Origin of the sequence: Streptomyces sp. HUAS TT7 (assembly GCF_051550175.1) — a bacterium.
GTDB lineage: Bacteria > Actinomycetota > Actinomycetes > Streptomycetales > Streptomycetaceae > Streptomyces.
The window spans coordinates 3,802,098-3,815,003 of record NZ_CP196175.1; the positions used below are offsets into that span (position 1 = coordinate 3,802,098).

Annotated in this window: 12 protein-coding genes; 9 read left to right on the top strand and 3 right to left on the bottom strand. The window is 71.9% G+C overall.

Annotation, left to right across the window (positions count from 1 at the left end; all coding sequences use genetic code 11):
- Positions 1–54 precede the first annotated feature (54 nt).
- On the top strand, positions 55–1,179 hold the full coding sequence (gene disA, locus ACSHXC_RS17060) for a DNA integrity scanning diadenylate cyclase DisA (RefSeq protein WP_114041367.1): 1,125 nt from the start codon (positions 55–57) through the stop codon (positions 1,177–1,179).
- A 326-nt stretch (positions 1,180–1,505) separates the two neighbouring features.
- Here disA and ACSHXC_RS17065 read toward each other — a convergent pair whose 3' ends face one another.
- On the bottom strand, positions 1,506–2,288 hold the full coding sequence (locus ACSHXC_RS17065) for a hypothetical protein (protein WP_438292413.1): 783 nt from the start codon (positions 2,286–2,288) through the stop codon (positions 1,506–1,508).
- A gap of 165 nt (positions 2,289–2,453) precedes the next feature.
- Here ACSHXC_RS17065 and ACSHXC_RS17070 point away from each other — a divergent pair, with 165 nt between their 5' ends.
- The 7 genes from ACSHXC_RS17070 (at position 2,454) to ACSHXC_RS17100 (ending at position 8,945) form a co-directional block, all read left to right on the top strand.
- On the top strand, positions 2,454–3,080 hold the full coding sequence (locus tag ACSHXC_RS17070) for a phosphatase PAP2 family protein (RefSeq protein ID WP_438292414.1): 627 nt from the start codon (positions 2,454–2,456) through the stop codon (positions 3,078–3,080).
- 70 nt (positions 3,081–3,150) lie between these two features.
- On the top strand, positions 3,151–4,074 hold the full coding sequence (locus tag ACSHXC_RS17075; protein WP_438296633.1) for an A/G-specific adenine glycosylase: 924 nt from the start codon (positions 3,151–3,153) through the stop codon (positions 4,072–4,074).
- Between the two features lie 230 nt (positions 4,075–4,304).
- The gene (locus ACSHXC_RS17080; RefSeq protein ID WP_053729102.1) at positions 4,305–4,862 is read left to right on the top strand and encodes a SigE family RNA polymerase sigma factor; all 558 of its coding nucleotides are present in this window, start codon (positions 4,305–4,307) and stop codon (positions 4,860–4,862) included.
- Positions 4,850–5,512, top strand: a complete 663-nt coding sequence (locus ACSHXC_RS17085; protein ID WP_438292415.1) for a hypothetical protein — start codon at positions 4,850–4,852, stop codon at positions 5,510–5,512. Before ACSHXC_RS17080 ends, ACSHXC_RS17085 begins: the two co-directional genes overlap by 13 nt.
- 119 nt (positions 5,513–5,631) lie before the next feature.
- The gene (gene cseB, locus ACSHXC_RS17090) at positions 5,632–6,336 is read left to right on the top strand and encodes a two-component system response regulator CseB (RefSeq protein ID WP_438292416.1); all 705 of its coding nucleotides are present in this window, start codon (positions 5,632–5,634) and stop codon (positions 6,334–6,336) included.
- A 7-nt stretch (positions 6,337–6,343) separates the two neighbouring features.
- Positions 6,344–7,675 (top strand): two-component system sensor histidine kinase CseC, encoded by a 1,332-nt coding sequence (cseC, locus tag ACSHXC_RS17095; RefSeq protein ID WP_438292417.1) that lies wholly within the window; start codon positions 6,344–6,346, stop codon positions 7,673–7,675.
- Positions 7,676–7,733: 58 nt separating this feature from the next.
- Positions 7,734–8,945, top strand: coding sequence for a low temperature requirement protein A (locus ACSHXC_RS17100; RefSeq protein WP_438292418.1), 1,212 nt, complete (start codon positions 7,734–7,736; stop codon positions 8,943–8,945).
- A gap of 220 nt (positions 8,946–9,165) precedes the next feature.
- On the opposite strand, the gene ACSHXC_RS17105 is transcribed toward ACSHXC_RS17100, so the two are convergent.
- Positions 9,166–9,927, bottom strand: a complete 762-nt coding sequence (locus tag ACSHXC_RS17105) for a TetR/AcrR family transcriptional regulator (RefSeq protein WP_438292419.1) — start codon at positions 9,925–9,927, stop codon at positions 9,166–9,168.
- Positions 9,928–10,018: 91 nt separating this feature from the next.
- Here ACSHXC_RS17105 and ACSHXC_RS17110 point away from each other — a divergent pair, with 91 nt between their 5' ends.
- Positions 10,019–11,155 (top strand): FAD-dependent oxidoreductase, encoded by a 1,137-nt coding sequence (locus ACSHXC_RS17110; protein WP_438292420.1) that lies wholly within the window; start codon positions 10,019–10,021, stop codon positions 11,153–11,155.
- Between the two features lie 107 nt (positions 11,156–11,262).
- Here the strand turns inward: ACSHXC_RS17110 and ACSHXC_RS17115 are convergent, their stop codons facing one another.
- Positions 11,263–12,867, bottom strand: coding sequence for an MDR family MFS transporter (locus ACSHXC_RS17115; protein ID WP_438292421.1), 1,605 nt, complete (start codon positions 12,865–12,867; stop codon positions 11,263–11,265).
- Between the last annotated feature and the right edge of the window lie 39 nt (positions 12,868–12,906).

Sequence of the window (12,906 nt, forward strand, 5' to 3'; positions counted from 1 at the left end):
GTACGAGCAGTACGCGAGCAGTACGCGCCGTATGAGCAACACCGGAGGAGTGCAGTGGCAGCCAACGACCGGGCATCAGCACCCGGAAAGTCCGGCACAGGCTCCGGTAACGAAGCACTGATGCGCGCCGCGCTGAGCGCCGTCGCGCCCGGCACCGCGCTCCGCGACGGCCTGGAGCGCATCCTGCGCGGCAACACGGGCGGTCTCATCGTGCTCGGCCTCGACAAGACCGTCGACTCGATGTGCACGGGCGGCTTCGTCCTGGACGTCGAGTTCGCCGCGACGCGGCTGCGCGAGCTGTGCAAGCTCGACGGCGCGCTGGTCCTCGACAAGGACATCACCAAGATCCACCGGGCCGGTGTCCAGCTCGTGCCGGACGCGGACATCCCCACCGAGGAGACCGGCACCCGCCACCGCACGGCGGACCGGGTCTCGAAGCAGTGCAACTTCCCGGTGGTGTCCGTCAGCCAGTCCATGCGCCTGATCGCGCTGTACGTGAACGGGGAGCGGCGGGTCCTGGAGGAGTCGGCGGCGATCCTGTCCCGCGCGAACCAGGCGCTGGCGACCCTTGAGCGGTACAAGCTCCGCCTGGACGAGGTGGCCGGCACCCTCTCCGCCCTGGAGATCGAGGACCTGGTGACGGTCCGGGACGTGACGGCGGTGGCCCAGCGCCTGGAGATGGTGCGCCGCATCGCGACGGAAATCGCCGAGTACGTGGTGGAGCTGGGCACGGACGGCCGGTTGCTGTCCCTGCAGCTGGACGAGCTGATCGCGGGCGTCGAGCCGGAGCGGGAGCTGGTCGTACGGGACTACGTTCCCGAGCCCACCGCCAAGCGCTCCCGCACGGTCGACGAGGCCCTGCGCGAGCTCAACGACCTCACGCACGCGGAGCTGCTCGAACTGCCCATAGTGGCAAGGGCGTTGGGCTACAGCGGCTCCCCCGAGACGCTGGACTCGGCGGTGTCCCCGCGGGGCTACCGCCTGCTCGCGAAGGTGCCGCGCCTGCCGGGCGCGATCATCGAGCGCCTCGTCGAACACTTCGGCGGCCTGCAGAAGCTGCTGGCCGCCTCGGTGGACGACCTCCAGACGGTCGACGGGGTCGGGGAGGCGCGGGCGCGGAGCGTGCGCGAGGGGCTGTCGCGGCTGGCGGAGTCTTCGATTCTGGAGCGGTACGTGTAGCTGGGCCGGGGGGGCAGGGTTTTCCCACCCGCCCACCCGTATGCGCAGGGTTGGCAGGTTCCGCCCCCTCCCGGGGGCTCCGCCCCCGGACCCCCGCACCTCAAACGCCGGAGGGGCTACCCGTGCGGACGGCTTTCGGCTGCGGACCGTGGGTGGCTGGTCGCGCAGTTCCCCGCGCCCCTAGCTGCATTGGTGCTGGCCCGCACCGGCATCTTTCAGCCCGCCCGGCCTCTTACGCGCCGCCCGTGCAGGCATACCCAGCCCGTCCGGCGTTTGAGGACGAGCGCCCTTAAGGCGCGAACGGGGTCTGGGGCGGAGCCCCAGGGTCAGTCCTGGGCCAGGGCGAAGGATGCTCTGGCCACGGGGAGGCCCGGGAAGTGGGCCTCCACCAGGTACGTGCCGGGGGCCACCACCCCCGCCCCGGGCGTCACACACCCCGGCGCGGACTGCGTGCGGTTCCACTCCACGGTGTGGGTGATCGCCGAGCTCCCCGGCACCTGGAAGAAGACGTCCCCGTCACCCGCCGGGCAGTCCTCCGTGGACCACACCCGGTCGTTCCCGGTGGACGTCACCGTCACCACCGCCCCCTTCGGCCCCAGGTCCGCCTTGCACGTGGAGTCCGAGTTGTTCTTGACGACGACTTCGAGGCGCGGCTTCTCCCCCGGTGCGTACGTCGTCTTGGTGCTGCGCAGGGTCAGGGTCAGCGAGCCCGGAGCGCAGGTCGGGAGGCTGGAGTCCGCCGGAACCTGGCGGCCCGTGTCACCCCTGCTGCCCGAACTCCCGCCGCTGGAGCCGGAGTTGGAGCCTCCCGAACCGCCGGAGCCGCCGGATGCGGAGGAGCCGCCCGAGCCGCCCGATCCGCCGGAGTCGTCGCGGCCGCCCGGTGCCGTGCTGATCGCGGGGCCGGAGCCCGATGGGCCCGGGGTGATCGACTGCGTAGGTTCCGGGCCCTTGTTGCCGCTGCCGCTCTTGTTCCCCTTGCCGCCACCGGACGTGACGACCCATAGGACGAGGAGCGCGAGCAGCGCGAGCAAGGACAGCGCAACTGCCCTCCGTCGCCAGTAGATGGAGGAGGGAAGCGGCCCGACCGGATTGCGCAGAGATCCCACGCACTGAACCTTACGAGAGATCGGGGGCAACTCCCGCCCCACCCGCCGCTACTCCGGCCAAGTTTTCCAGATCATCATTCCGGAAGCAGTCGGTCCGCAGTGTGGGCGCCGCCTTCCCGTCGGCTCGTGGTCGCCCCCCATTCATGATTCATACTGTCCGTCACCATGGATAGTGAGCTCTACCGCAACATCACCGACTTCGCCCACGACATGCCGTCCTGGGTGCAGAGCCTCGTCGAGGTCTGGACGGAGCTCGGCCTGCTCCTGTTCGGCGTGCTGTTCGTCTGCGCCTGGTGGCGGGCCCGCCGCCGCGACACGACGTCGTTCGCCCTCGCCCTGCTCGCGCCCGTCGCGACGGCGGTCGCCTATGTGTGCAGCGAGGTGATCAAGTCGCTGATCGACGAGGAACGGCCCTGCCGGGCGGTTGCGGGCGCGGCCACCTCGCTGATCGCCTGCCCCGCGGGCGGCGACTGGTCGTTCCCGTCCAACCACGCCACCATCGCGGGCGCCGCCGCCGTCGCGCTGGCCCTCGCCTGGTCCCGGATCTGGCTGCTCACCGTGCCGATGGCGCTTGCGATGGCCTTCTCGCGGGTCTTCGTCGGGGTGCACTATCCGCACGACGTGGCGGTCGGCCTGGTGCTCGGCACGCTGGTCGCGCTGCTCGTCGTGAAGGCGGGCACCCGGCCGGTGCGGTCGCTGGCCGAGTCGATGCGTACCAGCGACATCTCGGCGGTCGCCTGGTTCGCCGGACCCGGCGCACGCCTCCACGCACGGCAGCACGCGCGCCGCTGAGCGCCATTGCGCGCCCACCTCGGGGGCCGAACATGCCAGGATCGGCTCTGCGATGAACATTCTGCCGACGATGCCGACCGTGCCCATGACCGAGAAGAACGCGACGAACCCGACGACCGAGCCCGCCGTCCTGCACGAATCCGTCATCGGATGGTTCGGCGAGCACGCCCGCGACCTGCCCTGGCGACGCCCCGAGGCGGGCGCCTGGGGCGTGATGGTCAGCGAGTTCATGCTCCAGCAGACCCCCGTCAGCCGGGTGCTCCCGGTGTACGAGCAGTGGCTGGCGCGCTGGCCGCGCCCGGCCGACCTGGCCGCCGAGGCCCCCGGCGAGGCGGTACGCGCCTGGGGACGGCTCGGCTATCCGCGCCGGGCGCTGCGGCTGCACGGCGCGGCCCTCGCCATAACGGAACGGCACGGCGGCGACGTACCGGCGGATCACGGGCAGCTGCTCTCGCTGCCCGGCATCGGCGAGTACACGGCGGCCGCCGTCGCCTCGTTCGCGTACGGGCAGCGGCACGCGGTCCTGGACACCAATGTGCGCCGGGTGTTCGCCCGCGCCGTCACCGGGGTCCAGTACCCGCCGACCGCGACCACGGCGGCCGAGCGGCGCCTCGCCCGCGCGCTGCTGCCCGAGGACGAGGCCACCGCGGCCCGCTGGGCGGCCGCCTCCATGGAGCTCGGCGCGCTGGTCTGCACGGCGAAGAACGAGACCTGCCTGCGCTGCCCGATCGCCGCGCAGTGCGCCTGGCGCCTTGCCGGAAAGCCCGCGCACGAGGGCCCCGCCCGGCGTGGCCAGACCTATGCGGGCACCGACCGTCAGGTACGCGGCCGGCTCCTCGCCGTACTGCGCGAGGCCACCGGTTCCGTGCCGCAGTCGGCGCTGGACGCGGTGTGGCACGAGCCGGTGCAGCGGGCCCGGGCGCTCGACGGGCTGGTCGCGGACGGTCTCGTGGAGCCGCTCGAAGACGGCTTCTACCGGCTGCCCCAGTCCTGACCCCACCGACCGGCGCCGTCCTGCCCGACTGTGTCCGTAACGCCCGAAACAGCGGCGTTACCCCTGGAAAACGGCGGTAAACCTCGGCTGTTACACAACCGATGGCTCTCCGTGCGTCTGCCGACGGCTGCTCCGCACAGCCCCGTGACAAGTCCTCCGTAGGTTCATTCCGGTAAGCGACCAGCAGGACGAGCGGGACCAGCTCACGGGGACGACGGAGGCGGTTGGGTATGGCGCAGGGCGAGGTGCTTGAGTTCGAGGAGTACGTACGCACCCGGCAGGACGCGCTTCTTCGGAGTGCCCGGCGGCTCGTCCCGGACCCCGTGGACGCGCAGGACCTGCTGCAGACCGCGCTGGCCCGCACCTACGGCCGCTGGGACGGCATCGCCGACAAGACGCTCGCCGACGCGTACCTGCGCCGGGTCATGATCAACACCCGGACCGAGTGGTGGCGGGCCCGCAAGCTCGAAGAGGTGCCGACCGAGCAGCTGCCCGACGCCCGCGTCGAGGACGGCTCCGAGCAGCGCGCCGACCGCGCCCTGCTCATGGACGTCCTGAAGGTCCTGGCCCCCAAGCAGCGCAGCGTCGTGGTGCTGCGACACTGGGAGCAGATGAGCACCGAGGAGACGGCCGCGGCCCTCGGCATGTCGGCCGGTACGGTCAAGAGCACGCTGCACCGGGCGCTGGCCCGGCTCCGCCAGGAGCTGGAGAGCCGCGAGCTGGACTTCCGTGCGCTGGAGCGCGGTTACACGGGCGAGGTAAAGGGGCGGGAGCGGTGCGCGGCCTGAGCAGGCACAGCGGGGGCGCTTTGACGGCGGGGACCACGGCACTGGCCGGGCTCTCCGCCCTCGGGCTGCTCATGGCCGGCTGCTCCACCGGCGGCACCGGCACCCGGGACGAGGGCGAGGCCCCGAAGTCCGACAAGGTCGCCCACGCCACGCCGTCGCCGAGCGCGACCAGCCCGGCGCCGTTCACGAAGGTCGACCCGGTGCAGCTGCTCAAGGCCGACCCGAAGGTCAGCACCCGGGTCAAGGCCCAGCTCAAGCCCTGCACCAAGGACCAGTACCCGATCGACGTGACGTACGGGCACCTGACCGGCACGACCGGCCAGGACGTCATCGTGAACGTCATGAACTGCGCGGACGCCGTCGGCCTCGGCGCGTACGTGTACCGCGCGTCGGGCAGCTCGTACGACAACGTCTTCACCGCCGAGGAGACGCCCGTGTACGCCGAGATCGACCGGGGCGACCTGGTGGTGACCCGGCAGCAGTACGCGGCCGGCGACAAGCCGGCGTTCGCGTCCAGCGAGGTCGTGACGACCTACCACTGGTCGGGCGGTGCGAGCGGTAGGTTCGCCCAGCAGGACCAGGTGGAGAACGACTACAGCAAGGCGGTCGCCGGCAACGAGACCGCCGTCCCCGTGCCCGCCACCCCCTGACCCGCCCGCCCGGGTCGGCAGGCGGCGGCGCGCGCATGCCGCAGACTGGTACTGCGCCCGGCTCCAGCACGACGGCTGGGCGACGGAAGAGACCGCCGGAGAACTGAGAGAGCAGCGCGATGGCCGAAACCCATGTTCTGTTCGTCGAGGACGACGACGTCATCCGTGAAGCCACCCAGCTCGCCCTTGAGCGGGACGGCTTCACCGTGACCGCCATGCCCGACGGGCTCTCCGGCCTGGAGGCGTTCCGCGCCGACCGGCCGGACATCGCCCTGCTCGACGTGATGCTGCCGGGCCTCGACGGCGTCAGCCTGTGCCGCCGGATCCGCGACGAGTCGACCGTGCCGGTCATCATGCTGTCCGCGCGGGCCGACTCCATCGACGTCGTCCTCGGCCTGGAGGCCGGCGCGGACGACTACGTCACCAAGCCCTTCGACGGCGCCGTCCTGGTCGCCCGGATTCGCGCGGTGCTGCGCCGCTTCGGGCACGCGGGCGGGCCGGGTGCCGCCACCGAGACACCCGAGGAGGCGCCCGAGCGCGGGGTGCTCGCCTTCGGCGACATCGAGATCGACACCGAGGGCATGGAGGTCCGCAAGGGCGGCGAGCCCGTCGCGCTGACCCCGACCGAGATGCGGCTGCTGCTCGAATTCTCCTCGGCGCCCGGCACCGTGCTGTCCCGCGACAAGCTTCTGGAGCGGGTCTGGGACTACGGCTGGGGCGGCGACACCCGGGTCGTGGACGTCCATGTCCAGCGCCTTCGCACCAAGATCGGGCAGGACCGGATCGAGACCGTCCGTGGCTTCGGCTACAAGTTGAAGGCGTGATGGGCAAGTGAGGCGCCCGGCCCTGCGGACCGGTGTCCGCTGGAAGATCAGTATCGCGATCACGGCGGTCGGCGCGCTCACCGTGATGGCGCTGAGCCTCGTCGTGCACAACGCGGCTCGCGTCTCCATGCTCGACAACGCCCGCGAAGTGCAGATGGAGCGGCTCAGCTTCGCGCAGAACTACTACGAGACCAGCAACAAGCGGGTCCGCTTCGGCACCAAGCTGAACGATCCCGCGCTGCCGCCCGCGCTGAAGTCCAAGGCGTTGCAGGGCCGCAAGGTGTCCTCGGTGCAGGAGCACGGCAGCGGCCCGCCGGACATCTGGGCCGCCGTGCCCGTCGGCAACGGCGACGTACTCTCGCTGCACTCCACCTTCACCGACCGCAGCTCCAATGTGATGGCCGACCTCGACCGCGCCCTGGTCATCGGCTCGGTCGCGGTCGTCTTCGGCGGCTGCGCGCTCGGCATCCTCATCGGCGGCCAGATCTCGCGCAGGCTCCGCAAGGCGGCCGACGCGGCGGGCAAGGTCGCCGAGGGCAATACGGAGGTACGGGTACGGGACGCCATCGGCGGTGTCGTACGCGACGAGACCGACGAGCTCGCCCGCGCCGTGGACGCGCTCACCGACGCGCTGCAGGAGCGCATCGAGGCCGAGCGCCGGGTCACCGCGGACATCGCGCACGAGCTGCGCACCCCGGTCACCGGGCTGCTCACCGCCGCCGAACTCCTGCCGCCCGGCCGCCCCACCGAACTCGTGCGCAACCGGGCGCAGGCCATGCGCACGCTGGTCGAGGACGTCCTGGAGGTCGCCCGGCTCGACAGCGCCTCCGAGCGGGCCGAGCTGCAGGACATCGCGCTGGGCGAGTTCGTGAGCCGGCGCGTCGCGGTGTTCGACCCCGAGGTGAAGGTGCGCGTCGTCCACGAGTCGTGGGTCTCCACCGACCCGCGCCGCCTGGAGCGCATCCTGGGCAACCTGCTCGGCAACGCCGCCAAGCACGGCAAGGGGCCGGTGGAGGTCACCGTGGAGGGCCGGGTCGTACGGGTCCGCGACCACGGGTCCGGCTTCCCCGAGGCGCTCCTTCGCGAGGGGCCGAGCCGGTTCCGTACGGGGTCGAGCGACCGGGCGGGCAACGGGCACGGGCTCGGCCTGACGATCGCCGCGGGCCAGGCCAAGGTGCTCGGCGCCCGGCTCACCTTCCGCAACGTGGCCCCCGAGGGCGCGCCCCACGCGCCGGGCACGGGCGGGGCGATCGCGGTGCTCTGGCTCCCCGAACACGCGCCGACGAACACGGGCAGCTTCCCGGTCCAGCCGCCGACGAAGGACGCGCGGCAGGTGTAGCCCGCCGAGGGGCGCATATGGGGAGCGTCAACGGCCAGCAGTGGCAACACTGTTGACCATGCATGAGGGCTCACGTACTCCGCCGTCCGATTCCGTACCGATACCCGCGCCGGACCGGCCCGAGGCGTCCGAGCCGGTCGAGGCCGAGCGGCGGGCCACCTGGTTCGAGCTGTTCTGCGACCTCGTGTTCGTCGCGGCCGTCGGCCAGATCACCCGCCGCATCAGCTCCGAGCCGACGCTCGGCTCGGTCGCGGCGGCGGCCGCCCTGTTCGTTCCGCTGTGGTGGACGTGGGTGCTGTACACGGTGCGGGCCAACCGCGCGGACCGGGACGTGACCTCGCACCGGCTGCTCACGATGGCCGGGCTCGCGGCGGTGTGCGGGCTCGCGGTGTTCGTGGGCAGCGTGGGCACCTCCGACAGCGCGGACACCGGCTTCGCCCTGTCGTACCTCGGCGCGCGGCTCGGCGTGGCGGCGCTGTACGCCCTGGAGGCCCGGCGCGACCGGCGGCTGGCTCCTCTGCTGCGTTCCTTCCTGACCGGGTCGGCGTTCTCGGCGCTGTTCTGGGCGGGCGGCGCGCTGCTTGCGCCGACGGGGGCGGCGCGGTACGGGATCTGGGCCGGCGGGATGGCGGTCGACCTGGCGATTCCGCTGCTCTCGGGCCGCCGGATCGCGCGGGCCCCGCACCACACCGAGCACCTGCGGGAACGCTTCGGTCTTTTCACGATCATCGTGCTCGGCGAGTCGGTCCTGGGCTTCACCAACGGGCTGGTCCAGGCGCGGACGGCGGGCTCGGCGATGGTGACGGGAGCGGCGGCGTTCGCGCTGTGCGCCTGCCTGTGGTGGTCCTACTTCAGCGCGAGCGGGACCCGGCCGGGCGCGCACGCCGAACTCGCGGGCAATCCGCGCCTGTTGCACATCTACGTTCTGGGCCACCTGCCGGTGCAGCTCGGGCTCGCGGTGGCGGGGGGTGCGGTGGGCACGGCGGTCGTCGGCTCGGCCAGCCGCCTGACCACCGCGCTCGCGCTGTGCATCCTGGGCGGGGTGGCGCTGTTCCTGCTGTCCACGGCGGCGGTACGGGCGGCTTTCACGGGCGTACGTGATCCGGTGGTACGCCTCCGCCTGGCGGCGGCGCTGCTGATCGCGGGACTGGTCCCCTGGGCGGGCCGGGCCCCGGTCTCGGCGGTGCTGGCGGGGGCAGCGCTGCTCCTTGGCCTGTCGGTGGCGGCGGAGGCCCCGGGCCATCGGCGCCGCTTGGAGGAGGCGGGGTAGCTCCGGGGCCCGCTGATCACCCGGGGTGGAAAGGCGCCCCGGTGCTCCGCCCCAGACCCGGGGGGCCGCCCACCCACCCGCCCGTACAGGGAGTCGAAAGGTGGTTCCTGGGGCTCCGCCCCAGACCCCCCGGGGCCTGCGGCCCCTGGACCCCGCCGCGGGTTTCACGCGGGGCAGCCGCGAGGGCGGCAGGGCGCGACAACCCTCGTCCTGAGCCTGTTCACGCCCGTGGCTGCGGGACCAGCCCCTGCAGCAGCAGGGTGAGGGTGAAGGTGAAGCGGTCGTGTCCGGTGCCCGCGGTGAGCTCCCTCGCATGGGCGACGGTATGGGGGAACTGGTCGGGGGGCAGCATCCGGAGCCGCTCCTCGATCTCGGCGGGGTCGATCGCACGGCCGTCGGCGTCCTCGCTCTGCCGCCGGGCGGCGGATGCCTCCAGGCAGTAGCCCGTGATGTAGAGGAAGGCCGCGTCGCTGGCCCAGGCCGCCTGTCGGGCGGGCGCGCCACTGGCGAGCAGGATCGCGAGCATCCCCTCGCCGACCCGCAGGGTCGCCAGATCGGCGGGCACCACGGTGAGGGCGGCCTGCGCGATGCCGGGGTAGCGCAGAAACTGATCGCGCAGCTGTGCGCACACGTCCATGAACTGGTCCCGCCAGCACGCGGGGTCCGGTGCGGGCAGGGCGACCCGGGAGCACAGCCTGCCGATGAGCAGGTCGCCGAGCTCCGCCCTGTTGCGCACGTGCGCGTACAGCGAAGCGGGGCCGGTCCCGAGCCCGGCCGCCACCGTGCGCATCGTCAGGTCCTCGAAACCGCCCGCCTCCACGGCCTGCAGCGCGGCGTCGATGATGCGCTCCACCGTGATGGGGGTCTTCTCCCGGCCGGGAGCCCGGCGCGCTCCGGTTTCCGAGGCGGCGTTCCTGGCCGAGATCAGCGCCGCCCACTGGTCCCGGGAGATTGCGTCACGCGCTGCCCGTCGTCCTGCCACGGCGCCACTCTACCCGTTGACGAACAATGCTCGTTGATAGAACAATGTTCGTCACAGACTGGAAGGCGAACCGACTCGATAAGGAATCACCATGACGACCTCGGTCTCGATCATCGGCGCCGGCCTCGGCGGACTCACGCTCGCCCGGATCCTGCACCTCCACAGCATCCCCGCCACCGTCTACGAGGCGGAGAACTCCGCGGGCTCCCGCACCCAGGGAGGACAGCTCGACCTCCACGAAGAAGACGGCCAGCTCGCCCTGGAGATGGCCGGGCTCACCGAGGAGTACCGCTCGATCATCCACCGGGGCGGCGGAGCACGGCGGGTCGTCGACGAGCAGGGGCGCGTGGTCGTCGACCGGCCGGACGACGGCTCCCTGGCCCGGCCGGAAACGCTGCGCGGCGACATCCGCCGGATCCTGCTCGAAGCACTGCCGCCCGGCACGGTGCGCTGGGGCAAGAAGCTCGTCTCGGCGGCCCCCGTCGGAGACGGACGGCACCGGGTGTCGTTCGCGGACGGCTCGTCGGCCGTGTCCGACGTCCTCGTGGGCGCCGACGGGGTCTGGTCCAAGGTGCGGGCGCTGCTGTCGGACGAGCGGCCGGTGTACTCCGGCATGAGCTACGTCGACACCTACCTTCACGACGTCGACACGGCGCACCCGCGGGTGGCCGGGCTCGTCGGGAACGGCGCCCTGTACGCCCTGGTCCCGGGCAGGGGATTCCTCGCCCACCGCGAGGCCGGCGGCGTCGTCCACACCTACGTCGTGCTGCACCGTCCCGTGGAGTGGTTCGACGCGATCGACTTCACCGACGCCCCGGCGGCGAGGGCGCGGGTGGCGGCCGAGTTCGACGGCTGGGCACCGGAACTGCTGGCCTTGATCACCGACGGTGAGTCCGCACCGGTCCTGCGTAGCATCTACGAGCTGCCGGACGACCACCGCTGGGACCGGGTCCCCGGCGTCACGCTCCTCGGCGACGCGGCACACGCGACCGTCCCCGGAGGAGACGGAGCCAATCTCGCGATGCTCGACGGCGCCGAGCTCGGTACGGCGATCGCGGCCCACCCCGACGACATCGAGCGGGCCCTCGCCGACTACGAGAGCAGAATGTTCCCCCGGAGCCGGAAGGCGGCTACCGCCGCCCACGACACCATCGACTTCGTCTTCGGCGCCAACGCCCCCGCCGGAATCATCAGCCTGTTCGCAGGAGACGAGGGCACCTCCGCCTGAGCCCGCACGAAAAACGCTTCCCCACCCCGCACGGGCGGAGAGTGGGAAAGCGCGTCGGGGTGCGGGCCCCGCCGATCCTGACGGCGGAGCCCCAGGGCCGGCGGACCCTAAGCGACCGGTTCCGAGAGGGCCGCCGCGTCCGCCGGGGCGGACTTCTCCGGCGACGGGGCCGGGGCGGAGCCCCGCAGCGGGACCTCCTTCACGAAGAGGGCCGCCACGAACATGGCCACCGCGATGACCGAACCGACCAGGAACGTTCCATGCGTACCGGAGGCAACCGCGTACTGGTACGCCTCGCGCACCGGAGCCGGCAGCTTCGCCAGGCTCGCCTGGTCCAGTTGGGCGTTGGCCAGCTTGCCCGCGCCCGAGGAGGCCGCCGAGCCGAGGCGGCGCGTCATCTCGTCGCCCACCCGGTTGGTGAAGATCGCGCCCATGATCGAGACGCCGAAGGACGAGCCGAGCGTACGGAAGAGCGTCGTGGAGGACGAGGCGACGCCCATGTCCTTCATCTCGACGCTGTTCTGCGCGACCAGCATCGTGATCTGCATCAGGAAGCCCATGCCCGCGCCGAGCACCGCCATGTAGACACCGGACATGAGCCGGGTCGTGGTGGTGTCCATCGTGGAGAGCAGGAACAGGCCGACCACGACGAGCGCGCCGCCCAGGATCGGGAAGATCTTGTACTTGCCGCTGTTGGTGGTGACCCGGCCCGCGATCAGCGAGACGACCATCATCGAGAGCAGCATCGGAAGCAGCAGCAGGCCGGAGTTGGTGGCCGAGGCGCCCTGCACGGACTGCTGGAACAGCGGCAGGAACAGCATCGCGCCGAACATCACGAAGCCGGTGAGGAAGCCGATCCCGGACATCAGCGAGAAGTTGCGGTTGCGGAAGATGTGCAGCGGCACGATCGGCTCGGCGGCCTTCGTCTCGACGAAGAGGAAGCCGACGATCGAAGCCGCGCCGAGGGCGATGAGCTCCATGATGATCGCGGAGCCCCAGGCGTACTGCGAGCCGCCCCACGTGGTGACCAGGACGATCGAGGTGATGCCGACGGTCAGCAGAATCGTGCCGAGGTAGTCGATCCGCCCGCGCGCCCGTTTCTTGGGCAGGTGCAGTACGGCGGTGACCATGGCGAGCGCGACCGCGCCGAGCGGGATGTTGATGTAGAACGTCCAGCGCCAGCCGAGGTGGTCGGTGATGGCGCCGCCGACCAGCGGGCCGCCGATCATCGCGAGCGCCATGACACCGGCCATCATGCCCTGGTACTTGCCGCGGTCCCGGGGCGGAATCAGGTCGCCGATGATCGCCATGACGCCGACCATCAGGCCGCCCGCGCCGAGGCCCTGGACCGCGCGGAAGCCGATGAGCTGGGACATGTCCTGCGCCATGCCGCTGAGCGCGGAGCCGAGCAGGAAGACCGCGATGGAGGTGAGGAAGGCGCCCTTGCGCCCGTACATGTCGCCGAGCTTGCCCCAGATCGGCGTGGACGCGGCGGTGGCCAGGGTGTACGCGGTCACCACCCAGGACAGGTGCTCAAGCCCGCCGAGTTCGCCCACGATCGTCGGCATCGCCGTGTTCACGATCATGTTGTCCAGCATCGCGAGCAGCATCGCGATCATGAGCGCGAGCAGGACGACCCGCACGCTGCGGGGCTGTGGCGCGTCGCTCACCCCCGCCTCCGCCGCCGTCCCGTCCGGTATCCCCGTCGCCATCGTCCCCAACTCCCTGAAGCCCGCTGTCCACCGGGCGAG

Coding starts and splice junctions, on each gene's coding strand:
- ACSHXC_RS17115 (WP_438292421.1), bottom strand. CDS start 12,867: ATGGCGACGGGGATACCGGACGGGACGGCGGCGGAGGCGGGGGTGAGC.
- ACSHXC_RS17110 (WP_438292420.1), top strand. CDS start 10,019: ATGACGACCTCGGTCTCGATCATCGGCGCCGGCCTCGGCGGACTCACG.
- cseB (WP_438292416.1), top strand. CDS start 5,632: ATGGCCGAAACCCATGTTCTGTTCGTCGAGGACGACGACGTCATCCGT.
- ACSHXC_RS17100 (WP_438292418.1), top strand. CDS start 7,734: ATGCATGAGGGCTCACGTACTCCGCCGTCCGATTCCGTACCGATACCC.
- ACSHXC_RS17070 (WP_438292414.1), top strand. CDS start 2,454: ATGGATAGTGAGCTCTACCGCAACATCACCGACTTCGCCCACGACATG.
- ACSHXC_RS17080 (WP_053729102.1), top strand. CDS start 4,305: ATGGCGCAGGGCGAGGTGCTTGAGTTCGAGGAGTACGTACGCACCCGG.
- ACSHXC_RS17075 (WP_438296633.1), top strand. CDS start 3,151: ATGCCGACCGTGCCCATGACCGAGAAGAACGCGACGAACCCGACGACC.